A 19,747-nucleotide genomic window follows, 5' to 3' on the forward strand; every position below is an offset into this window, starting at 1 on the left:
GGTCTTCCAAGGCATCCAGCGACGAAGCTTCATCCTGGCCAGCAAGATAGCCTCCCGGGCCGCCGCAGTCCTCCGGTGGGCAGGTGCCGTCGCCGCCAGTGCAACGCGGATAAGCCTTGCCCGGTTCTCCAGGCAGGTGATCCTCAATCCTGATCTCGTGCCGCCAGGGGATGTTCAGGTCGTACTCATAGACAAACCGGGCGCCTTTGCGCAGCCGCAGCCCAGCCAGCGTGACGTCTGGCGACGAGGCCGATATTTCGCAGGATCCATAGCGGCGGGACCGGAGGCAGAATTGGTAGAGGTGGATGCCCTCCCACCCCATCACGACCTGGATGACGCCATGCAACTCCCGCAGGGTACAGGTATTCGGCACCAGAAACCGCCGCCACACCATCGGGCTGATCCCGATCAACCACACCTTGATCTGCATGATCCCAGCCTCGTCCGTGGCGGAGGGATCAGCGTCAGCGGACGGTTTGGCCTGAATCGAAGGTCGGGGCACCACGCCAGCTTACCGCAGATCAGCCTGCGCCGTCACACCCCACACTTCCTGATGGTCTCCGCGACATTGCCGACCAGTTGAAGGCGCGGGGCGTCAATCTGGCGCTTGGCGCGTCGGTCTATGATCCGGGCGACCCCATGGGGAAGATGTTCTTCAACATCCTTGCCACCTTCGCGGAATTCGAGTCGGACCTGATCCGTATGCGCACCCGAGAAGGTATGGCCGTGGCCCGCGCCAAGGGGAAGTTGCGGGGCAAGCAGCCCAAACTCTCCGACCGCCAGTCCCGAGAACTCCGCCGCATGTATGACACCGGCGACTATTCCGTCAGCGACCTGGCCGAGGTCTTCTCGGTCTCCCGGCCGACCGTCTACCGAACCCTCCAACGTCAGCCGGCCGCCACATAGCGATCAAGAAACCCCGCCACTTACCGGTCAAGCTCACAAATAGCCGTGGCGGTTGCTTCGATGCGTAAACGGTCGTTTGTGAAATCAACCAAGCCGGCAAGTGTCGGTGTATTGCTTGGCTATGCCCGCGTGTCCAAGGGGGACGAGCAGAACAACGCCATGCAAACAAAGGCGCTCAAGGTTGCCGGTTGCAGGCGTTTGTTTGAGGAGGCAGCGTCTGGAGGACGGTGGGATCGACCCGAGCTGCATCGACTGCTTGATCATCTGCGAGAGGGGGATACCGTCGTCGTCTGGAAGCTTGACCGCCTATCACGCTCGCTGAAGGACGTGCTGCACATCATGGAGCGCATTGCCGAGGCCGGAGCAGGCTTCCGGTCGCTCACAGAGAACATCGACACCACGACGCCGGCTGGCCGGATGATGATGCAGATGGTCGGCAGCTTCGCCGAGTTTGAGCGTGCCATGATCCGGGAACGGACCTCCGCCGGCCTTGCCGCCGCCCGTGCCGAAGGCCGTGTCGGCGGGCGTCGCAGGAAGCTCGATGCAGCCAAACGCCGCGAGATCGCCGAGAGCGTCATCACTGGCCGCAAGTCCGGGGCCGAGATGGCTCGGCTTTACAACATCAGCGCACCGACGGTGTCGCGCATCGTTGCTCAGCACCGCTCTGATCTGGCCTAGTTTGAGATTATGGACGGATCATCCGGTGGTATTTTAAGCGGCGACGCTTCAAGGCGCGGGCGCTGCCGCTTTCGGTTGAGATAGCGCTTCGATCAAGGGGCATTCCGCCGGCCCCCCTGCTTCGCATTGCCGGATGAGGGTTCCCAGAGTGGTCTCAACCGCCCGCAGGTCGGCGATCTTGCGGCGCACGTCCTGACGATGGCGGATGGCAGCCTGTTTCACGTCATCACAGCGGCGTTCATCTCTTTCGGCCAGACTGAGAAGGCTGCGTACCTCGTCGAGAGAGAAGCCGAGTTCCCGGGCCCGGCAGACGAAGGTAAGGCGCGCGATGTCGGCAGTGCCATAGACCCGGCGTCCGCTTTCGGTGCGCCGCGGCCGCTGAAGAATGCCGATCTTCTCGTAGAAGCGGATGGTGTCGATGCCGCAGCCGGCTCGCCGCGCAACCGTGCCGATCGGCATTGACGGGCTATCGCACCAAGTGGGGGAAGCACGCTTTTGACGGTCCTTTACACTACTCAAAACATACCTCTTGATCCTGGAGTTACTCCATGACCTATAGACCATCGTCAGATGGATTTGAAGGGGTTCATGCGTCTTCGACCAGGCGCGAGAGAAGGAGTTTGCGGCCATGCGGGCATGTTGTGATCATCCGGGTTCCGAACGCCGGCCCGACCGGCGGCGTCTACTGACCAGCCGCGTGGCGATCATCGGTGGCCTTGCGCTCGCCGCTGGCGGTGGTCTCGCCGTCGGCGGTTGGGGCTGGCTGGTGGCTGCCGGATTAGCGCCCCTCATCCTGGCGGTCCTGCCCTGCGCTGTTACGTGCGGCCTCGGGCTCTGCGTGCTGGGCATGAGCAACAGGTCGAAATCGAATGCCGCGCCAGCCCGCCCCGCCGGCACCGGGAATAGTGACGGCATGCTCCCCGGGGGCGATCAGGGGCCGTCGTCTGCCGTTCCATCACTCATCCAAGGGCAAAGCTCAAATGCCATTTGAGACCTTTGACTTCACTCGAATCGCAACCGGAGACCTGGCATGACATCTCATACCCTGCGCGTAACTGGCATGACCTGCGAGCACTGCGCCCGCACGGTTGAGAAGACCCTCAACGACCTTCCGGGCGTCCGGGCGAGTGTCGCCTATGATCGCGGGACCGCGCGGATCGACGGCGCCGATGGCCTCGACCTCGCGGCACTCAGGAAGGTGCTTGCTCCACACGGCTATGGGCTGGAGACGCTGGTCGATGACGCCACGCACGGCGCTGCGATCCCGCACGGGAGCGGGCTGCACATCGCCATCATCGGCAGTGGTGGTGCTGCCTTCGCGGCGGCGATCCGTGCGACCGAGGCCGGCGCCCGGGTGAGCATGATCGAACGGGGCGAGGTCATCGGCGGCACCTGCGTCAATGTCGGCTGCGTGCCCTCCAAGATCACCTTGCGCGCGGCTGAGATCCGGCATGAGCGCGGGCACCATCCGTTCGAGGGTATCGCGCGCAGCGAGGAGCCGGTGGACCGGCGGGCGTTGCTCGCCCAACTGCGCGGCCGGGTTGAGGCGTTGCGCGGCGCCAAGTACCAGAAGATCATCGACGACAACCCCCGGATCACGCTGCTGCGCGGCGACGCGCGCTTCGAGGATGCGCGGACACTCGCAATTGCCGCTCGGACCGGCGAGGTGACGCGCCTGACGCCGGATCGCATCCTCATCGCGACCGGCGCCGCGCCGATGATCCCGCCCGTTCCAGGGCTGGCGGACACACCTTACTGGACCTCGACGGAAGCGCTGTTCGCCGAGGAACTTCCCGCCCGGCTCGCGGTGATCGGCTCGTCCTTCGTCGCCCTCGAACTGGCACAGGCGTATCGACGCCTTGGCGTCGACGTGACCGTGCTGGCACGCAGTACCCTGCTTACGCGCGAGGATCCCGAACTGGGGGCTGAGCTACAGCAGGCCCTCGAGGTCGAAGGCGTTCGCGTTCTCGGCGAAACCGAAGCTCACCACGCGGCCTATCGGGAAGGCCGATTCATCGTGGATACCGATGCCGGACAGATCGAGGCCGACCGGCTGCTGGTCGCAACCGGGCGCCGGCCCAACACCGAAGGGCTCGGCCTCGATTCTGCTGGTGTCGAGACAAACCGCGCTGGTGCGATCGTGGTGGACGATCACCTGCGGACCTCGGCCGCGCACATCTACGCGGCCGGCGATTGCAGCACGATGCCGCAGCTTGTCTATGTCGCCGCGGCCGCCGGCACGCGGGCGGCGGTCAACATGACCGGCGGAGAGGCCAGCCTCGACCTTTCGGTGGTCCCGGCGGTGATCTTCACCGATCCGTCGGTCGCGACGGTCGGTCTCGACGAGGGGCAGGCGCGGGCGGCAGGGATCGAGACCATCGCCCGCCGTCTCGATCTGGAGAATGTGCCCCGCGCGCTCGCCAATTTCGATACGCGCGGCTTTGTAAAGCTGGTCGCCGAAGCAGGCAGCAACCGGCTGATCGGCGCGCAAATCCTCGCCCACAATGCCGGGGAAATGATCCAGACCGCGGCACTCGCCATCCGCCATCGCATGACGGTGCAAGAGCTTGGCGACACGCTGTTCCCGTACCTGGTGATGAACGAGGGGATCAAGCTCGCGGCACAGACATTCACCAAGGACGTGAAACAACTGTCCTGCTGCGCGGGGTGAACGGGACGCAGAGTCCTGGCAGGACGGCACGAGTAAGGAATCATAAGCATGAAAAGGAAAACACCAATGACAAGACCCAACGCCTCACATGGAACGGCTTTGCTTGCCAGCGTGGTCTTTCTCGGTCTCGCCTCGGCGACCGCGATGGCCGCGCCTACGGGCAAGATGGGACCAACCAACGCGCCGGCACCACAAAACATGGCAGCACGCAATGCGCCATTCACCGTTGGTGGAAAGAACGTCGAGCTGAAAACCTATCTGGGCCATCCGCTCGTGGTCTGGCAGGTCACCACCTGGTGTCCGAGCTGCAAGGCCGGACTCAAGACCTTCGCACAACATCAGGCGCAGATCGATAAGTCAGACATCACGATCATCGTGTTGCGCGACTACAAGAATGGTGGCTACCAACCTGACGCCAGCATGCACAAGTTTGTCGAAGAGGTCGCGCCGAAGCTTCTGAACGACCCGCATTTCGTGATCGGAGAAGACACGAAGGCATTGTTCGACCTCTATAATCCGCACCACTATATCGATGTCTATCAGGTCATCGCGCCGGACGGCCGCATTGCGGTGGATTCTTCGACGCCGTCCGCCACGTTCGGCAAGATCGAGCGTTTTATCCAGCCAAAAGCCGCGCCGTGATGGCGGGTCTCTACCAGCGCGCGATGGTCGTGCCGCGCGCCGTGCAGATGGCACTCGGTTCCCGTCGTGCCGTGGTGGGGACGATTGCGCTCTTTCTTGCGACGCTCGCTTTCTATGCGGTTCTCCTGCCCGCAACCAGCACGGGCGGTACGCTCGGGCTGGTCTCGCTCCGCTTTCTGACGCCGGGCGAGTTCGTCCTTGCGCTGATCATGGCTGCCCTCCTGACGCTGACTGTGGCGCTCGGCGTCTACGGCCTCCGCCAAGGAGGGCGGGTGCGCCCGGCCGGCAGCGTATTGGGGGCGATACTTGCAACCTTGCCCGCGCTGCTCTGCTGCACGCCGATCCTGCCGCTCGGCATCGCGGCGATCGCCTCCATCCTGCCGGCGGCCGGGCGGTTCGGCGTACCGATCCAAGGCTTCATCGCGACGCATGAGGGCGAAATCTACGGAGTCGCAATCGTGCTGATGGTCTGGAGCCTCTACGGCAGCGCTAAGCGGGCGCTGTCCTGCGCCTGTTGAGGTTGCGTCGGCCATCAGGCTCGGCGTGCAGACTCAGGTAACGCCCTGGGTCGGGCGATTTTACTCACGAAAGACAGAGAGCCAGCCGCCGCAAGATGTTCCCTTCACGTTCCCGCTTTCGACGGCTTAGCGTGCAATTTTGAACAAATCGTCCGGTGACCCCGACTACGCCCCCCAGCTCGCGCCCTGCGGGCGCCCCGGCCGCTACGCGGCCTCCCACCCGGCATCCCCCTGCTCGTCGCTTCGCGCCTGCGCTCAGATCAATGGTCACGCCCTATAGGCGTGAAGTATCCGCCCAACGCAGGGGCAGCGGGCTTCGCCCTTGTCCTGCACCCCATCCGATAGGCTCCAGGCCGCTCCAAGGCGTCAAGGAGGCGCCCGGAGGCCGCAGCGGAGCGCAGCCTGCAGGACGAGCACCGAACGGGCGAGGACGGCAGGCGGGGCCGGTCCTTGATGCCTTGGAGCCGCCAGAAAAAGCAAAGTGGCATTGACAAAAGAAAGGGGTTTTGTAGTAACGTTTATACTTATTGCTGATTGGCGCCAACAGCAGGAGTGCCGCCCATGACCATCACCACCATATCCAGCAGGGAGTTCAATCAGGACACCAGCCGGGCCAAAAAAGCCGCTTCAGAAGGTCCGGTTTTCATCACTGACCGAGGCAAGCCCGCACACGTCCTGCTCAGCATCGAGGAATATCGCCGCATCACAGGCAAACGCCGCAGCATTGCGGATGCTCTGGCCATGCCGGGCCTTGCCGATATCGAATTTGACCCACCTCGCGTCAGCATTGGCCTCCGCCCCGCCGATTTCTCCTGATGTTCATCCTCGATACCAATGTCGTCTCCGAACTCCGCAAGGTGCGCTTGGGTACGGCGCACCCACAGGTGGCCATCTGGGCCGACAGCGTAGACGCCAAAACCCTCTACATCTCGGCCATCACTATCCTCGAAATCGAGATCGGTATCCTGCAAATCGAGCGGAAAGACCCCGACCAAGGGGATTTGCTGCGCGCCTGGCTGGAAAAGCAGGTATTACCCGAGTTCGAAGGGCGCATTTTCCCAGTGGATACAGCCGTCGCCCGGCGCTGCGCGACCTTGCATGTTCCCGATCCTCACGCCGAACGGGATGCACTCATCGCCGCAACAGCGTTGGCCCATGGCATGACCATCGTCACCCGCAACGTCGCGGACTTTCACACAACCGGCGTGACGCTCCTCAATCCATGGGAGCCACCCCATGAGCAAGAACACTGAAATCCAAACCGACATCCCCCCGGATGAGGGTGACGAATTGTCGGAAGCAAGAAGAGATCACCACTGAGTGATATTACGCCTCGGCCTTCCGGGGTTCTGGAATTGTTGCCGGTGCGCCGGTTTTACCGTTCAGCAGATCGGCGAAGAGAACCTTGTCGTCTTCGCGGGTGAGGAAGCCTGGAAGCTCGCGTCGGAGCCAGTTGGCGAGGCGTTCGGAGAATTCGGCATCGCCGTTGTGTTCGAGACGGTCAAGCACCAGCGCGCCGATGAGGATTTTTCTCCTGGTGTCTCTGGCACGATCCTGCTTTGCCAACCGTGCCTTGAGAGTCTTGGCACGGGCTTCAAGTTGGGCAATCTGCTGTTCAATGGGTTTGCGAGCCATGGGTTCCCTCGGTTCTGTCGTGATCGGCGGCAGTGGCGTTCTGGCGTGCCTTGTCCTGCATCTCCCGCAGGCAATTCGGGCAGAGGCAATGTGCGGCGTTATCCGCCGGCATCGGTGTGACGATCGGCAGTTTGGTGCACCAGCAACTGTCATCATTCTGGCATGTCATCGGCGCCTGGCAACGTGGACAAATCGATTGCATCGATCGGAATATCGCCGGTTCCTTCTCAAACTTCCAGTATCTAGCTGACCGGTCATCCATATAGGACATGGAAGCGTAGAAATTCTTGACATATCAGGCATATAATTCTCCGCCAATATGACGCTAGACATCACGAAAAGCGAAACGAAGTAGAGCTTTAAGTGCGCACTTACGAGTTGCTGCGCAACTCAGTGCGGGGTAAGGTGGGTGTGGAATGGCGATCTACCATCTGAGCATGAAGCCTGTAGCCCGTGGCTCCGGTCGCAGTGCAGTGGCGGCGTCTGCGTATCGCGCGGCCGATCGTCTTGAGAATGTGCGCGATGGGATAGTGCATGACTTTGGCCGGCGCCATGGGGTTGAGCACGAAGAGATTATTCTCCCCAATGACACCGTAGCGGCAGACGGTGCCGTTGTGCATGGTGCGGGACCTGAATGGGCGCGTGACCGATCAGCGTTGTGGAATGCTGCGGAATTGGCGGAGAGACGCAAGGATGCGCGGGTCGCCCGCGAAATCGAGGTTGCGCTCCCGCACGAGCTGTCGGCGGAGCAGCGGCTGGCACTGACGCGGGATTTTGCTCAGGCTCTGGCCCGGCAGTATGGGGTTGCGGTGGATTTTGCGATCCATGCACCCCACGGTCATACCGATGTCCGCAACCACCATGCCCATATCCTGCTGACCACGCGACGGGTGATGACCGGGCGAGGCGAGGCGGGGCGCTGGATCGGGGCCATGCCGGCCGGTTCCCTGGGCGAGAAATCCGAACTCGAGCTTGAGAACAAGAAGTTGCAGGCGCTTGGCCTGCCGACATCGCATGAGCAGCTTCGGGATATTCGCTCCGGCTGGGAGCAGCGGACGAACGAACATCTGGCGCGTGGGGGGCTGGATGTGAGGATCGATCACCGTTCACATCAGGAGCGGGGGCTGGAGATCGAACCGACGCAGCACATGGGCGTTCATGCCACGCAAATGGAGCGGCGTGGCAAGGCCGTATCGCGGGTTCGGATCGATGAGGAGGCCGCGAAGCGCAACGCCGCGCTGATCCGGCAGCGGCCGGATCAGGTGCTGACGCTCATCACGGGCGAGAAGAGTGTATTCGATCGTCAAGATGTGGCGCGGGCGCTGCACCGCTATATCGGCGATGCCGATGCGTTCCAGGCGGCGTTTGCAACAGTGATGGCGTCGCCTGCTCTGGTGGAATTGCGGGCCGAGCAGCGCGACGAGCGTGGGCGCGTGATCGAGCAGGCGCGCTATTCGACGCGGGAGATGGTCGGCATCGAGCGCGATATGGCGATTAGCGCCGATCGCATGGCGGATGGGCGCGGGTTCGGTGTCGCCGGCCGGCGCGTGGAAGCGGCGATCGCGGCGCAGGAGCGTGGCGGCATCGTCCTGGCCGAAGAACAGCGGGTCGCCATCGAGCATGTGTGCGGGCCGGAGCGCATCTCTGCGGTGGTGGGGCTTGCCGGTGCGGGGAAGAGCACGATGCTGGCGGCGGCTCGGGAGGCGTGGGTTGCGCAAGGCTATCGGGTGCATGGGGCGGCGCTGGCGGGCAAGGCGGCCGAAGGGCTGGAGGAGTCGGCTGGCATTGCCTCGCGCACGCTGGCCTCATGGGAGCGGGGCTGGGAACGAGGGTTCGACCGGCTTGGGCCGCGCGATGTGCTGGTGATCGACGAGGCCGGCATGGTCGGCTCGAAGCAGCTTTCCCGGTTCATCACCGAGGCGGACCGGGCAGGCGCCAAGATCGTGCTGGTGGGGGATCCCGAGCAGCTGCAGCCGATCGGGCCGGGGGCGGCGTTCCGTGCGGTGGCTGAGCGGATCGGCTTTGTTGACCTGGCGGAAATCCGCCGGCAGCACGAGGGCTGGCAGCGGGCGGCGTCGGTGGCGTTCGGGCGGCACCAGACAGAGGAGGGCTTGCGCGCCTATGCCGAGCGCGATGCTGTCCGGTTCGAGGCAACCGCGGCAGATGCGCGGGCGGCGATCGTGCGGGATGTGCTGGCCGATATGGAGGCGCGGCCAGATGGCTCTCGCCTGGTGCTGGCGCACCGCAACGCGGACGTGCGGGAGCTCAACGAGGCGATCCGGGCGGTTCGGCGCGAGCGGGACGAGCTGGCGGACGAGCGGGTTTATCGCACGAGCGAGGGCGAGCGGGTCTTTGCGCCGGGGGACAGGCTGCTGTTCCGGGAGAACAACCGCGAGCTGGGCGTGAAGAACGGGATGCTGGGCACGGTAGAGTTGGCCGAGGACGACCGCCTTCTGGTGCGGCTGGATTCTCCCTCCGGGCCTGGGCGGGGTCGGGCCGTGTCGGTCTCGATGGCGGATTATGCTGCCGTGGATCACGGGTATGCTACCACCATTCATAAGGCGCAGGGTGCGACGGTGGACCGGGCCTATGTGCTGGCCTCGGGCACGATGGACCGGCATCTGACCTATGTGGCGATGACGCGGCACCGGGACGGGGTGACGCTCTACGCCGATCGGGAGGAATTCAGCAACGTGGCCGCCCTGTCGGCGCGGCTGTCCCGATCCCAGGCCAAGGAAACCACGCTTGATTACGACCAGGCTGCCTATGCCCAGCGGCGTGGGGTCGAGGTGCGGTCACGGGAGGTGGTGGCGGCGCGTGAGATCGAGGCGGGGCGTGCCGGGTTCCGGGCGCGGTTCGAGGCGCATCGGCAACACCAGGCGGCCGAGGCGGCGCGCAACAAGGAAGCGCATGGCCTGGTGCGGGAGTGGACGCGGCTATCGGAGGCATACACCAAGGCGCTGCCGGGGCTGGAAACTGATCCTACTCTGGCCGGGCAGGCGCGGGCGGCGTTGCTGGGATTTGCCCGGACACTGGATCGTCATTCCGAAGCGGCGCAGCGGTTGCGGGCGCGTGGCCATGACTTCGGGTTGAAGGAGGGATCGGCGCTGGCGCAGGTGCTGGCGTCGCCGGACGCCGGGAAGGCCATTGAGCGGCTGATGGCGGGTGCTGAGGAGCGGATGCGCGGTCATCTGGCGCGTGAAGCCGAGCGGGCGGCCGTCCGGAAACAGCAGGAAAGATCCGTGTCGCGGGGTCGTGGGATGTCGATGTGAGTGGCGCTGAAGAACGGCTCTACGGGTTGATGGAGATCGCCGAGCAGCAGCAGGCGGCGGTGCAGCGGGTGCTGAACGGACTGGCAGAGGAGCGGGCGGCGCTGGCGCAGGAGCGGCAGAGACTGGCGGAAGAAGCCTCGAGCCTCGAAGAGCGGGTGCGCGAGGCGGTCAGTGCCGCGGTGACAACGGCGCTGGAGCAGGTGGGCAAGGAAGGTGTCGCGACGGTCCGGAAAGCGACCAAGCCGATGCTGGAGGATCTCGCCGGGCTGGCGGGCGGCATGGCGGTTGCCGAGGAGGCGCTGCGCCGGATCGTGGCCTGGGCGAGCTGGCGGCTACTGGGGTGGATCGTGGCCCTGACCGTCGGGCTGATGCTGTTCGGCTGGCTGAGCAGCACGGCCGTTGTCTGGTGGGACCGCACTACAGTCAGCCAGCTGCGGGGCGAAATCGCCATGTTGCAGGCCAATCACGCCGCCTGGGTAAAGGCAGGAATGCTCGACAAGATTATCTATTGCGGGGCAAACAGGCGCCCCTGCGTCGCCATCAACCAAAGCGCTGGTGCATATGGGAATAGCGGCGAGTATCGCGTCCTCAAGGGATATTGAGGAAACGAAAACTGTGCGGATTCTTGATACTTCATGACGTATCATGATAAATCAAGGAAAGATTGGAGATGTATCATGGCAGCCCAAACCCGTGAAAAATTTGCGACCCAGGTGAATTCCGAGATTCTCTCCGCCGTCCGCCAACTCGCCCAAAGCGAGGGGCGGCAGTTGCAAGTGCTGGTGGATGAGGCGCTCGCCGACCTGATTGAAAAGCGCAAGCATGGCCGACCCCGCGCCAATGTGATGGCCGCGTATCAGGCGAGCCACGAAAAATTCGGGACACTCTATAAAAAGCTGGCTGAATGACGGACTATCTGACCGTCATCGAGGTTCTGGCTATCCATGCAGACCAAATCGAGCGCTACGGTGGCGCCCATGGCGTGCGTGATCCTGGCCAACTGGAGGCGGCCCTGTATCGCCCGCGGACGGGATATTATGCCGATCTGATCGACGAGGCCGCCGCATTGTGGGAGAGTCTGGCGCAGAATCATCCGTTCATTGATGGCAACAAGCGCACGGCATTTGCTGCCACCTATACCTTCCTGGTCATCAATGGCGCTGGGATGCAGGCCGATCCAGATGAGACTTACGATTTTATCGTCAGTCTATATGAAGCGGACGGCTTCAGCTTTGAGCCGCTGGTCGCCTGGCTACGCCGGGTGGTGGTGCCGCCAAAAGCGTGACTGCTCCTGAAACAGCCGCAGGAGTAGTTCGACGACGACTGCACCGCGATGTGGCTGGGTCATGCGGAAAAGGAACTCAGGCTTCGTATGAGCACACGGGAAGCATCCAACATCGCTATGATCCTGCGGCCGACGCGTCAACCTGACAATGCCAAGCCAGCGCCAGCACCCTCAGCCAGGACCGCTACCGCGCCGCTCTCGCCGGACTCAAACACCTCCTCGCACTCACTATCCCAAAGCGTTGAACAGCCCTGGCCGTCAGGCCACGAGTCTGGAAATCGTGCTGTGGCTGACGTTGTAGGAGCGGGCGATCTCGCGGACGGCCTCGCCGGCGTCGCGCCGGCGCAGGGCCTCCTGGCGCTGGTGCAGGGTCAGCTTCGGCTTGCGGCCCATGCGAACGCCGCGGGCCTTCGCCCGTTCTCTTCCTTCTCCGGTCCGGGCCCTGATCAGCTCCCGCTCGAATTCCGCCAGGCCGCCGAGGACGGTGAGCATCAGCCGGCCGTGCGGGGTGGTGGTGTCGGCCCAGCTGTCCCCGAGGGATCGGAACCCGGCACCTTTCTCGGCGATGGTCGCGAGGGTGTTCAGCAGATCCCGGGTTGAGCGGGCGAGACGGTCGAGCCTTGTGACCATCAGGGTATCGCCGGCCTCGAGCCTGTCGATTGCCTTGCGGAGCTGGACGCGGTCGGTGCGGGCACCGCTGGCGGTTTCCTGGAAGACCTTTCCGCAGCCTGCGGCCTTCAGCTGGGTGAGCTGGGCGGCCACGCTCTGGCCGTCGGTGGAGACCCGTGCATAGCCGTAGATCATGGCAGGACTATGCACCGGACTTCTGCAACGGAAAACCCCGCTTGTGGCCTATGGGCCGGATCTGGTGCAAAATTCATGCTTTATGTTTGTGTTGACAATGACACCACATTTGTCAATTGTTCGGATATGAAGACGCAGCTCGCCATCGCCGAGGTCAACATCCACCTGCGCGCCCGCACGCAGGACAGGACGCTGATTGACCAGGCGGCGGAACTCGTTGGCGCGAACCGCTCGCAATTCATGCTGGCGTCCGCCATCAAGGAAGCAAAGAACATCCTCCTCGATCAATCCACCATCTATGCCGACGCCAAGACCTTTCAGAAGGTCATGAATTGGATGGACTCGCCGGCAAACCGCTCTGAAACGGCCGGGATGAAGCGCATCCTGCAAGCCAAAACACCGTGGCAAAGTGAGTGATGCGCGGCCGCCAGCCGATCCACCTGCTCTTTTAACCGAAGCGCATGACGGCTCGTCGTTCAACTCCGGTGAACCCGCGCTGGATGATTGGCTGCACCAGCGCGCCTGGAACAACCTGCAAGCGGCGGCCAGCCGAACCTATGTCGTGTGTCCGGCTGGCTCACGGCAAATCATCGGCTACTATGCCCTCAGCATGGGGCAGATTCTGGCCCAAGAGGTCATCGGCTCCATGCGCCGGAACATGCCAAATGCCATCCCGGCGGTTGTTCTCGGGAGATTGGCGATTGACCTCGCCTGGCAGGGGAAGGGGTTGGGCCGGGCCATGCTTGCCGATGTGCTCAGCCGCTCGCTCCGCGCGTCCGCCGAAGTCTCCGCGCGCCTCGTCATCGTCCATGCCATCTCCCCGGCCGCCGAAGCGTTCTACTTTCATCACGGCTTTACACGGTTGCCTACAGACGCTCCCACCCTCGCACTCGATCTCGTCAAATTCCAGAAGGTTAAAAATCAGCGATAGCGTTTCGATCAAGGCTACGGAAATTCCGAAAGTCTTAATGCGCTCTTGTCGCGTGATTCCTAAGTTAGGCGACAACGCCCGTCCCGAGTAAAAACGACCCATTGCTGAAAAATGCATGAAAAAGCCGCCGATCCTGAAAGCGGATATTTTTGTTGCGGCTATTTGCTGAGGCGGTGGCGCACCATGCTGGCTTGTGAGAAACGACGCCGATGCTAGTCACTGAACTGCCTTGGCGCGATCCGTTCGACAGTTTCGCGGCTCTCGCCGGCGATCCGCATCTGGCTTTTCTCGACAGTGCCGCTCCGGGCGATCCGCGTGCCGAAATCTCCTATCTTTGCCCCGATCCGCTGGCGGTCCTGCGCTTCGATTCTGGGACGGTTGGAGACCCCTTCGCCGCTCTCGCCACCTGGCTCGACAGGCACCGCACATCGCGCGGCACGGGTGCAAAACCGCCTTTGCCATTTGCGGGTGGTGCGGTTGGGTTTCTCGGTTACGACCTCGGTGTCGCGGCTGCCGGCGTGCCGACCCGGCACGACCCGATTCCCGGCCTTCCTGATGGCTGGTTCGGGCTCTACGATACGGTGCTCGGTTTCGAGCACCGCACAAGACGGCTGTGGTATATTGCGTACGATCGTCCTGGGGCGTCCGCCATCGTCCGGCTTGAGGCGCTGCGCCGGCGGCTCGACGGCCTCGTGCGCCTTGGCGCCGTTCCCCGGCTCGATTGGCAGCCAGAATGGAGCGAAGCGGCCTATTGCGACCGGGTCGAGCAGGTGCGCGCCTATATCGCGGCGGGCGATATTTTTCAGGTCAATCTGACCCATCGTTTCCGCGCGCCACGGCCGGCTGGGTTCTCCACGGAAGCGCTATATGGCGCGCTGCGGCGGCAGAGCCCGGCACCTTTCTCCGCCCATCTGGCTTGTGGCGATGGCATGGCGATCATCGGCGCGTCACCGGAATCGTTTCTGCGCCTCGACCCCGACGGTTGGGTGGAAACCCGGCCGATCAAGGGCACTGCGCCGCGTGGCACGACGGTGGAGGACGACGATCGGCTGGGTCGCGCACTCTGCGCCTCGGCGAAGGACCGGGCCGAAAACCTGATGATCGCCGATTTGATGCGTAACGATCTCGGCCGCGTCTGCGAGATCGGCAGCGTGCACGTGACCGCCCTCTGCGCGCTCGAAAGGTTTGCCCGCGCGCATCACCTCGTTTCGGTGGTCCGGGGCAGGCTGCGCCCCGGCCTCGGCGCGATCGATCTTCTGCGCGCGAGCTTTCCTGGCGGCTCGATAACCGGCGCGCCAAAACATCGGGCGATGCAGATCATCGATGAAATCGAAACCGCCCGGCGCGGCGCCTATTGCGGCACGCTCGCCTGGCTCGGCTTCGACGGCGCAATGGGCAGCGCGATCATCATCCGCACCATCGTCGCCACCACCGAGACACTGTTCGCCCAGGCGGGCGGCGGCATTGTCTGGGACAGCGATCCCGGAGCGGAATATGCGGAAATGCTGCTGAAAGTGGGCCCCTTGCTGGCGGCGCACGATGGAGGCTGATGCGCCGGTCTGGCTGAACGGCGCGCTCGTGCGCGCGAACGCGGCGCGGATTGATCCAGCCGATCGCGGCCTGCTGCTCGGCGACGGGCTGTTCGAGACGATCTGTGTTGCCGCGGGCGTGCCGTGCCATGCCGATCGGCATATCGCCCGGCTGCGCGCTGGCGCTGCTCTGCTGCGTCTCGTCGTGCCCGCCGAAGGCACCCTGTGCGATGCGCTCGATGCGGTCATTACCGCGCACCGGATGGTCGATGGCGTGCTGCGCCTGACGGTTACGCGCGGACCGGGACCGCGCGGCATCATGCCCAGCGGGGAACAGTGCCCGACGGTGATGGTGACGGCCGCGTCCCTGCCGCCCGCTCAAGGTCCGATTCGGGTGGTGATCGCGCGCAGCATCGCCCGCGATGCGGCATCGCCGCTCTGCCGGATCAAATCGCTTAATTATCTCCCGAGCATCCTCGCTCGGATCGAGGCCGACGAGCGCGGTGCTGTGGATGCGATCCTGCTCAACCATGCGGGCATGGTGACGGAATCCAGTGCCGCCACGGTGTTTCTGTGCCGAAACGGCGGCTGGCTCACGCCATATGTCGCTGACGGGGCGCTGCCCGGCATTCGCCGCGCGGTGCTTCTCGAAGCCGGGCTCGTGCGCGAGGCCACCCTGGAGCCGGATTGGCTTTTCGAGGCGGACGCGCTCTGTCTCGGCAATGCGCTCGGCTTGCGCCCGGTCAGCCATGTCGATGGCCGGAAGATCAGGCAGGATGAAGCGGCAATCGCGGCCCTTGCTGGGCAGCGATAGGCTCGGCCAGGGCAGACGACTGCGCGTCGCCTGCTTTCAATTTATGGAGTGGGGGCCATGCCCGCCAGCTCGTCGAACAGGACACTCTAGGTCGGTCGCGGAGGTCGCCAAGTTATTCGGCGTCCAACGAGCTACATTCTATCGGGCGCTTGGAGTGAGCGCCTTTTTGAAATGACAATCCGTCTTTTCCGAAATTCTTGATTTTTGGAAAATCTACGCTCTGCCCGTCATTTGAGCAGATATTTGAGCAATGCGGCGATTGACAGGACAATCAGCAGCAGGGTGGCGATACCGAACACTGCCATTCCCCCCATCATCCAGCCGTTCATCATGCCGTGCATCATCGCCTTTTTCTCCGATCAACCGGCCTTGCTCATCATCCCGCGCATCATCGCCGGCATACCTTCTTTCACGAATCGATCGAGTTCGCGGGCATGGGCATAAATCACCTTTACCATTTCTGGATCGTCCGAGGTTTCGGTGACCTGAATTCCAGTTGGTAGGAGCTCATAGGATCTTTTATATTTCGTACTCTTGGCGAACATGGTCGGCACACTGTTACTCATCGGGTAGGGAAATGGACGATTGTCTGCGAGACGGGCGTACATCTCGATCACGTGTGCCTGAATCGCCTTGGCAGTCTCTGGATTACTCGAAACCGTAGTGTCGATGATGCCGTTGGACAGGTAATCAGTCGCGCGGGTGATTTCTGTATGTCGCTCGAACAACTCCATGCCGAGCCGCATGGGACCCATCATATTGCTGTGGGACATCATTCCCTGCATGTCCATGTTGGACATATTTGATCCCATCATTCCACCCATCATATCGCCAGATGAGCGAGCATCACTCGGCGTTTGTCCAACGGCTTGCTTCGAACTGAGCCCAAAAAGAGCAAGAAAGCCAGAAAACATGCTGCCGAACAGAAAAGTTATATTACGCCGTTTCATAGATTTTCATATTTCTCGATGGAAGATGTTCCAGAAATCCACATTATAGAACTTCCCGGCAAGTCCCCGCAAAGTCGTCACTCAGTCGCCGCACAGGCCGCCGATGAACCCCATAGTAGCCCCGTAACAGGGACTGTCAAAGCATCCCACCACGGGCTCGCCAGGCGAACACGAATACTTCCTCACGGCTCTTTCACCAGCCGCGTGATAGCTGCCCCTGATCGCCTTTCGCCGCGGGGAGTGTCGCGTCTGGTGTGGTGCAGACAAGAAAAAGGCGACCCCATGGGCCAGGGTCGCCGAGTGGAAGATCGCTAACCGCTGAGACGATTGGAAAGGCAACCCGAAAGCCTTGTCCGAGCGTGGAGGTGCGTTTTCCAGCCCTGGTTTCAAGGCGAGATTACGCCCTTGTGTCATGGCGGCAGAATGGCCGCCTTGCCTTGCCACATCACATCTCAAAACACGCATATTGCGGCCCCGCCGAACCGGGCCATATCGGGCCGTGAAGCGGATCCGATCTCCGCTGAGGTTCGCTCCCAATCTTAAAACTTGGCGGCCTTTAAGGCCGCCATTTTCTTTTTGGCATTCGTCACGGTCGGTCCTGGGCTTCGTGCCAGATACGGAGAATCCGCACCGTATCGGATGACATATCGACCTCATACACGATCAGATACGGCCACACTGCCACCAGTTCCCGGGTGCCGGTGGCCAAGCCCACGCGGCCCCGGGTGGGAAACAGCGCCAGGCTGTCGCCGGCGAGAACCAGTCCACGCAGAACGCTTGAGGCTGCATTCGGGTTGAGCAGTTCGAGATAAGCAACAATGACATCACGATCTTCCAGGGCAAGCTGATGCCATTTGACCTGCATGCTCAGTGACCGGCGATCGCCAGGTTCAGCCGCTTGATCTCGCGCAGGAGATCGGCGCGCACCTGCTCATGCGGCACAGCCGGGCGGAGATCGGTCCGGGCTTCAGCGACGGCAGCTTCGAGGAGCCGCCGCTCGGCCTCGAGTTCAAGATCGATCTGGGGAACGGTCCGGTTCATAACGATAGTGTGATCACCTATCCTGGAACTTCAGGGGCAACTCCTTTGTTCGTTTTATGTTCTGATCTTGTCTGTGTCGATACTTTCCTAATGGAGAGGGAAGGTTACACCAAAGGATAGTGAAGGCGGCCCGAAGTATACAGGTGGTGGCGCATATACCACCGGCGGCGGAGGAGGAGGCGGTGGCGGCGGCACATATACGACTGGCGGGGGAGCATAATACACAACAGGCGGTGGAGGGGGCGGTCGTGGCCCTGGAGACCACCATCCCCAAGGCCTGTGTGCGCCGTGCGCCCAGGGTGGTGGTCCGGGTGGGTGGCCCCAGCCTGGAGGTGGAGGACCATGAGGACCGCCGGCCCATGGTGGCGGTCCTGCTATCGCGATGCATGTAGAACCAGCGATGGCTAGGGTGAAGAGGCCGACAATGAGTCCAAGTTGCTTGGCTTTCATGATTTTCATTCCCCGCACTGCTGATGGCAGTTTGCAGATAAATTATGGCGTGTTTTTGCCGCCATTAACCCGGAACGCGGGCTATTGATCACGAAACCGCTTCCAAAACGTCATGCCATCCCGGGACGCCAGGTTGCAGAACCACGGGGGGCACGGGCACCTCGCAGCAAGCCCTCAGTGTTCAAATCCTCGTCCAGGTCAGGCCAGTGAATGCCGTAGCCGGCTCCTGCCAGCTCCCAGTGGCTTCTTTGCTCCGGAGATGCATTGAGAAGGCGCGGAAACCAGGCCAGAGGCACGGCAATCGTCCGACCATCCATCAAGCCGACGATCAGCTCATAGTCGGTCACAGAAACAGTACGAACCCGAATGTCCGGAGTTTCAGTCTCGGCCAAAGAAGCCATACCAACTCTCCAAAAGTGTCTGCTGATGGTCGCGTGTCATTCGTAGGAGCAAACCGAGTTCACGTGGTGAAAAACCAGCATTCGAAGCCAGAGCAACAGGTTCGAGCCAAAGCTTCGCCGTTGCTTCGGCCCGATCAATATGCACGTGCGGCGGTTCGTTCGGCTCATGGCTGTAGAAATAGAACCGATATCCCTCATGCCGGAAAACTACCGGCATTCACGAGGCCTCCCCCGGCCAGAAATCCTCGGTCATCATCTGCTCGAAAGACCATGGGCAGACCGGGCGAAACGTCTGATCTGCCAAGCCAGTTTCCATAGCGGCTTCACTGCGTGCCAGGTGGTAAGCGCGGCTGATTGCCTCAACCAGCCTCGATCTGAGGCTGGGGCTTTCGGTCAGGTGCTCGGAAATCTTATGGCGCTGGATGACGATACTGGTCCGCCAGCTGGGCCCCTGGAAATTCGGCTGGTACTGCCATTTCAGCAATTGCAGCAGCAACACCCTGATGCGGCTGACGAGTTCGCGCATTTCGCCGCGGCCCAAGGTCTCGATCTCCTCGATGATGTTGGCGAGATCGGCGGCATCGAAGCGCCTTTCGCGGAGCAGAGCGGCCTGTTCATTGGCCCAGGCATAGAAATCTCGTATCTGCTCAACCCGGTAGGGGGGCGATGGGCAGTGATGCTCCGGTGACGGCGTTTTTGATAGCGGTGTAGGCATCAAGGCCGTGCCGCGCGGCGGTCCCGACGACGGATCGGACGTTGGCGAAGAAATCGGCGCCCCAGTTGGATCGGAACCCTCCGGTGACCTTGCGATATGTCGCGGTAGGCCGGAGTTCGCGCTCGGAGCCGTTGTTGTCCGCGGCGATATCCGGGTGGTCGAGGAAGGTGAAGAGATGATCACGAACCTTGCCGTATCGTCGGCGCAATCGTCTGCCGTGGTGGTTGATCGGGGCGAGCGCCATGACGGCGTCGAGATCATGGTCGAGGCGCCGCCGCCAGGCGCGTCTTGTAGCGTCCGCGAGCGTGCGATGGCGCCGCGCCAGCACGACGGCGCGGAGCAGCAGGGCCTTCATTCTGGGTGCGAAGATCGTATCACCCGCCTCGATCGCGAATTTGCAGTCCCGGAGTTGGTGGGCGAGGCAAATCTGCCAGTCATCGGCATGACCGCGCTGGGCGCCATAGAGATCGGAGATCCAGATAGCGGGGCGATGGCCGTCCTTTAC

General features: G+C 62.6%; 26 protein-coding genes and 1 pseudogene. 15 read left to right on the top strand and 12 right to left on the bottom strand.

Going from position 1 to position 19,747, the window contains the following annotated elements; translation table 11 throughout:
- The coding region (locus RT91_RS15720) for a plasmid pRiA4b ORF-3 family protein (protein WP_035188303.1) at positions 1-430 on the bottom strand (430 nt) is incomplete at its 3' end.
- 113 nt (positions 431-543) lie between these two features.
- On the opposite strand from RT91_RS15720, the pseudogene RT91_RS15725 reads away from it, so the two are divergent.
- Together RT91_RS15725 and RT91_RS15730 are read left to right on the top strand one after the other, a co-directional pair.
- Positions 544-906: pseudogene (locus RT91_RS15725) on the top strand (recombinase family protein); the annotation flags it as partial.
- A 60-nt stretch (positions 907-966) separates the two neighbouring features.
- The gene (locus RT91_RS15730) at positions 967-1,584 is read left to right on the top strand and encodes a recombinase family protein (protein ID WP_051788323.1); all 618 of its coding nucleotides are present in this window, start codon (positions 967-969) and stop codon (positions 1,582-1,584) included.
- A gap of 48 nt (positions 1,585-1,632) precedes the next feature.
- On the opposite strand, the gene RT91_RS15735 is transcribed toward RT91_RS15730, so the two are convergent.
- The gene (locus tag RT91_RS15735) at positions 1,633-2,043 is read right to left on the bottom strand and encodes a helix-turn-helix domain-containing protein (protein WP_035188305.1); all 411 of its coding nucleotides are present in this window, start codon (positions 2,041-2,043) and stop codon (positions 1,633-1,635) included.
- Between the two features lie 571 nt (positions 2,044-2,614).
- On the opposite strand from RT91_RS15735, the gene merA reads away from it, so the two are divergent.
- From merA to RT91_RS15760, 5 genes are all read left to right on the top strand, one after another.
- Positions 2,615-4,255 (top strand): mercury(II) reductase, encoded by a 1,641-nt coding sequence (gene merA / locus RT91_RS15740; protein ID WP_035188307.1) that lies wholly within the window; start codon positions 2,615-2,617, stop codon positions 4,253-4,255.
- 66 nt (positions 4,256-4,321) lie between these two features.
- Entirely contained in the window at positions 4,322-4,897 is a 576-nt protein-coding gene (locus tag RT91_RS15745; protein ID WP_035188309.1) for a peroxiredoxin, read from the top strand.
- Positions 4,897-5,415: a hypothetical protein gene (locus RT91_RS15750; RefSeq protein WP_240314326.1), complete on the top strand. Its 519-nt coding sequence runs from the start codon at positions 4,897-4,899 to the stop codon at positions 5,413-5,415. Before RT91_RS15745 ends, RT91_RS15750 begins: the two co-directional genes overlap by 1 nt.
- A 561-nt stretch (positions 5,416-5,976) precedes the next feature.
- Positions 5,977-6,231 carry a type II toxin-antitoxin system Phd/YefM family antitoxin gene (locus RT91_RS15755; protein ID WP_035188313.1) on the top strand — a complete coding sequence of 85 codons (255 nt, stop codon included), beginning with the start codon at positions 5,977-5,979 and terminating at the stop codon, positions 6,229-6,231.
- The gene (locus RT91_RS15760) at positions 6,231-6,668 is read left to right on the top strand and encodes a type II toxin-antitoxin system VapC family toxin (protein ID WP_035188316.1); all 438 of its coding nucleotides are present in this window, start codon (positions 6,231-6,233) and stop codon (positions 6,666-6,668) included. The genes RT91_RS15755 and RT91_RS15760 overlap by 1 nt, the downstream gene beginning before the upstream one ends.
- 73 nt (positions 6,669-6,741) lie before the next feature.
- Here the strand turns inward: RT91_RS15760 and RT91_RS15765 are convergent, their stop codons facing one another.
- Together RT91_RS15765 and RT91_RS23060 are read right to left on the bottom strand one after the other, a co-directional pair.
- Complete coding sequence (locus RT91_RS15765; RefSeq protein ID WP_035188320.1) at positions 6,742-7,050, bottom strand: hypothetical protein; 309 nt, start codon at positions 7,048-7,050, stop codon at positions 6,742-6,744.
- Positions 7,031-7,321: a cysteine-rich CWC family protein gene (locus RT91_RS23060; RefSeq protein ID WP_408735340.1), complete on the bottom strand. Its 291-nt coding sequence runs from the start codon at positions 7,319-7,321 to the stop codon at positions 7,031-7,033. The genes RT91_RS15765 and RT91_RS23060 overlap by 20 nt, the downstream gene beginning before the upstream one ends.
- Positions 7,322-7,466: 145 nt before the next feature.
- On the opposite strand from RT91_RS23060, the gene traA reads away from it, so the two are divergent.
- From traA to RT91_RS15785, 4 genes are all read left to right on the top strand, one after another.
- Positions 7,467-10,322, top strand: a complete 2,856-nt coding sequence (gene traA / locus RT91_RS15770) for a Ti-type conjugative transfer relaxase TraA (protein ID WP_035188323.1) — start codon at positions 7,467-7,469, stop codon at positions 10,320-10,322.
- The gene (locus RT91_RS15775) at positions 10,319-10,924 is read left to right on the top strand and encodes a hypothetical protein (RefSeq protein ID WP_035188324.1); all 606 of its coding nucleotides are present in this window, start codon (positions 10,319-10,321) and stop codon (positions 10,922-10,924) included. The genes traA and RT91_RS15775 overlap by 4 nt, the downstream gene beginning before the upstream one ends.
- A 75-nt stretch (positions 10,925-10,999) precedes the next feature.
- Positions 11,000-11,230, top strand: coding sequence for a hypothetical protein (locus RT91_RS15780; protein ID WP_035188326.1), 231 nt, complete (start codon positions 11,000-11,002; stop codon positions 11,228-11,230).
- Positions 11,227-11,607 carry a type II toxin-antitoxin system death-on-curing family toxin gene (locus tag RT91_RS15785; RefSeq protein WP_035188327.1) on the top strand — a complete coding sequence of 127 codons (381 nt, stop codon included), beginning with the start codon at positions 11,227-11,229 and terminating at the stop codon, positions 11,605-11,607. Before RT91_RS15780 ends, RT91_RS15785 begins: the two co-directional genes overlap by 4 nt.
- Positions 11,608-11,865: 258 nt before the next feature.
- Here the strand turns inward: RT91_RS15785 and RT91_RS15790 are convergent, their stop codons facing one another.
- A complete protein-coding gene (locus tag RT91_RS15790; RefSeq protein WP_035188329.1) occupies positions 11,866-12,411 on the bottom strand; it encodes a recombinase family protein in 546 nt (181 codons plus the stop codon).
- A gap of 126 nt (positions 12,412-12,537) precedes the next feature.
- On the opposite strand from RT91_RS15790, the gene RT91_RS15795 reads away from it, so the two are divergent.
- The 4 genes from RT91_RS15795 (at position 12,538) to RT91_RS15810 (ending at position 15,685) form a co-directional block, all read left to right on the top strand.
- Complete coding sequence (locus RT91_RS15795; RefSeq protein WP_035188331.1) at positions 12,538-12,828, top strand: DUF1778 domain-containing protein; 291 nt, start codon at positions 12,538-12,540, stop codon at positions 12,826-12,828.
- Positions 12,821-13,342 (top strand): GNAT family N-acetyltransferase, encoded by a 522-nt coding sequence (locus RT91_RS15800; RefSeq protein ID WP_035188333.1) that lies wholly within the window; start codon positions 12,821-12,823, stop codon positions 13,340-13,342. The genes RT91_RS15795 and RT91_RS15800 overlap by 8 nt, the downstream gene beginning before the upstream one ends.
- Before the next feature lie 209 nt (positions 13,343-13,551).
- Positions 13,552-14,892 carry an aminodeoxychorismate synthase component I gene (pabB, locus tag RT91_RS15805; RefSeq protein WP_035188335.1) on the top strand — a complete coding sequence of 447 codons (1,341 nt, stop codon included), beginning with the start codon at positions 13,552-13,554 and terminating at the stop codon, positions 14,890-14,892.
- Entirely contained in the window at positions 14,882-15,685 is an 804-nt protein-coding gene (locus tag RT91_RS15810) for an aminotransferase class IV (RefSeq protein ID WP_035188338.1), read from the top strand. Before pabB ends, RT91_RS15810 begins: the two co-directional genes overlap by 11 nt.
- Positions 15,686-16,044: 359 nt before the next feature.
- On the opposite strand, the gene RT91_RS15815 is transcribed toward RT91_RS15810, so the two are convergent.
- From RT91_RS15815 to RT91_RS15835, 7 genes are all read right to left on the bottom strand, one after another.
- On the bottom strand, positions 16,045-16,635 hold the full coding sequence (locus tag RT91_RS15815) for a hypothetical protein (protein WP_035188340.1): 591 nt from the start codon (positions 16,633-16,635) through the stop codon (positions 16,045-16,047).
- A 586-nt stretch (positions 16,636-17,221) separates the two neighbouring features.
- A complete protein-coding gene (locus tag RT91_RS15820; protein WP_035188342.1) occupies positions 17,222-17,500 on the bottom strand; it encodes a type II toxin-antitoxin system RelE/ParE family toxin in 279 nt (92 codons plus the stop codon).
- Between the two features lie 2 nt (positions 17,501-17,502).
- Positions 17,503-17,676, bottom strand: coding sequence for a hypothetical protein (locus RT91_RS22020; protein WP_155856281.1), 174 nt, complete (start codon positions 17,674-17,676; stop codon positions 17,503-17,505).
- A 560-nt stretch (positions 17,677-18,236) separates the two neighbouring features.
- Positions 18,237-18,527 (bottom strand): DUF2442 domain-containing protein, encoded by a 291-nt coding sequence (locus RT91_RS20785; protein ID WP_152982850.1) that lies wholly within the window; start codon positions 18,525-18,527, stop codon positions 18,237-18,239.
- Positions 18,505-18,744, bottom strand: a complete 240-nt coding sequence (locus RT91_RS20790) for a DUF4160 domain-containing protein (RefSeq protein ID WP_011930878.1) — start codon at positions 18,742-18,744, stop codon at positions 18,505-18,507. The genes RT91_RS20785 and RT91_RS20790 overlap by 23 nt, the downstream gene beginning before the upstream one ends.
- Positions 18,745-19,242 carry a DUF29 domain-containing protein gene (locus RT91_RS15830; protein ID WP_240314327.1) on the bottom strand — a complete coding sequence of 166 codons (498 nt, stop codon included), beginning with the start codon at positions 19,240-19,242 and terminating at the stop codon, positions 18,745-18,747. It abuts the gene before it with no gap.
- The coding region (locus RT91_RS15835; RefSeq protein WP_035188346.1) for a transposase at positions 19,175-19,747 on the bottom strand (573 nt) is incomplete at its 5' end. The genes RT91_RS15830 and RT91_RS15835, both read right to left, overlap by 68 nt.

This window comes from Acidiphilium sp. JA12-A1 (assembly GCF_000724705.2).
Taxonomy (GTDB): domain Bacteria; phylum Pseudomonadota; class Alphaproteobacteria; order Acetobacterales; family Acetobacteraceae; genus Acidiphilium; species Acidiphilium multivorum.

Excerpts from the sequence above, each read along its gene's own strand:
- RT91_RS15750 (WP_240314326.1), top strand. The coding sequence starts at position 4,897 with ATGGCGGGTCTCTACCAGCGCGCGATGGTCGTGCCGCGCGCCGTGCAG.
- RT91_RS15810 (WP_035188338.1), top strand. The coding sequence starts at position 14,882 with ATGGAGGCTGATGCGCCGGTCTGGCTGAACGGCGCGCTCGTGCGCGCG.
- RT91_RS22020 (WP_155856281.1), bottom strand. The coding sequence starts at position 17,676 with ATGAACCGGACCGTTCCCCAGATCGATCTTGAACTCGAGGCCGAGCGG.
- RT91_RS15780 (WP_035188326.1), top strand. The coding sequence starts at position 11,000 with ATGGCAGCCCAAACCCGTGAAAAATTTGCGACCCAGGTGAATTCCGAG.
- RT91_RS15815 (WP_035188340.1), bottom strand. The coding sequence starts at position 16,635 with ATGAAACGGCGTAATATAACTTTTCTGTTCGGCAGCATGTTTTCTGGC.
- RT91_RS15795 (WP_035188331.1), top strand. The coding sequence starts at position 12,538 with ATGAAGACGCAGCTCGCCATCGCCGAGGTCAACATCCACCTGCGCGCC.
- RT91_RS15745 (WP_035188309.1), top strand. The coding sequence starts at position 4,322 with ATGACAAGACCCAACGCCTCACATGGAACGGCTTTGCTTGCCAGCGTG.
- RT91_RS23060 (WP_408735340.1), bottom strand. The coding sequence starts at position 7,321 with ATGTCCTATATGGATGACCGGTCAGCTAGATACTGGAAGTTTGAGAAG.
- RT91_RS15755 (WP_035188313.1), top strand. The coding sequence starts at position 5,977 with ATGACCATCACCACCATATCCAGCAGGGAGTTCAATCAGGACACCAGC.
- RT91_RS15820 (WP_035188342.1), bottom strand. The coding sequence starts at position 17,500 with ATGCAGGTCAAATGGCATCAGCTTGCCCTGGAAGATCGTGATGTCATT.
- RT91_RS20785 (WP_152982850.1), bottom strand. The coding sequence starts at position 18,527 with ATGGCTTCTTTGGCCGAGACTGAAACTCCGGACATTCGGGTTCGTACT.
- merA (WP_035188307.1), top strand. The coding sequence starts at position 2,615 with ATGACATCTCATACCCTGCGCGTAACTGGCATGACCTGCGAGCACTGC.
- RT91_RS15730 (WP_051788323.1), top strand. The coding sequence starts at position 967 with ATGCGTAAACGGTCGTTTGTGAAATCAACCAAGCCGGCAAGTGTCGGT.
- RT91_RS15765 (WP_035188320.1), bottom strand. The coding sequence starts at position 7,050 with ATGGCTCGCAAACCCATTGAACAGCAGATTGCCCAACTTGAAGCCCGT.
- pabB (WP_035188335.1), top strand. The coding sequence starts at position 13,552 with ATGCTAGTCACTGAACTGCCTTGGCGCGATCCGTTCGACAGTTTCGCG.
- RT91_RS15790 (WP_035188329.1), bottom strand. The coding sequence starts at position 12,411 with ATGATCTACGGCTATGCACGGGTCTCCACCGACGGCCAGAGCGTGGCC.
- traA (WP_035188323.1), top strand. The coding sequence starts at position 7,467 with ATGGCGATCTACCATCTGAGCATGAAGCCTGTAGCCCGTGGCTCCGGT.
- RT91_RS15785 (WP_035188327.1), top strand. The coding sequence starts at position 11,227 with ATGACGGACTATCTGACCGTCATCGAGGTTCTGGCTATCCATGCAGAC.
- RT91_RS15760 (WP_035188316.1), top strand. The coding sequence starts at position 6,231 with ATGTTCATCCTCGATACCAATGTCGTCTCCGAACTCCGCAAGGTGCGC.
- RT91_RS15735 (WP_035188305.1), bottom strand. The coding sequence starts at position 2,043 with ATGCCGATCGGCACGGTTGCGCGGCGAGCCGGCTGCGGCATCGACACC.
- RT91_RS20790 (WP_011930878.1), bottom strand. The coding sequence starts at position 18,744 with ATGCCGGTAGTTTTCCGGCATGAGGGATATCGGTTCTATTTCTACAGC.
- RT91_RS15830 (WP_240314327.1), bottom strand. The coding sequence starts at position 19,242 with ATGCCTACACCGCTATCAAAAACGCCGTCACCGGAGCATCACTGCCCA.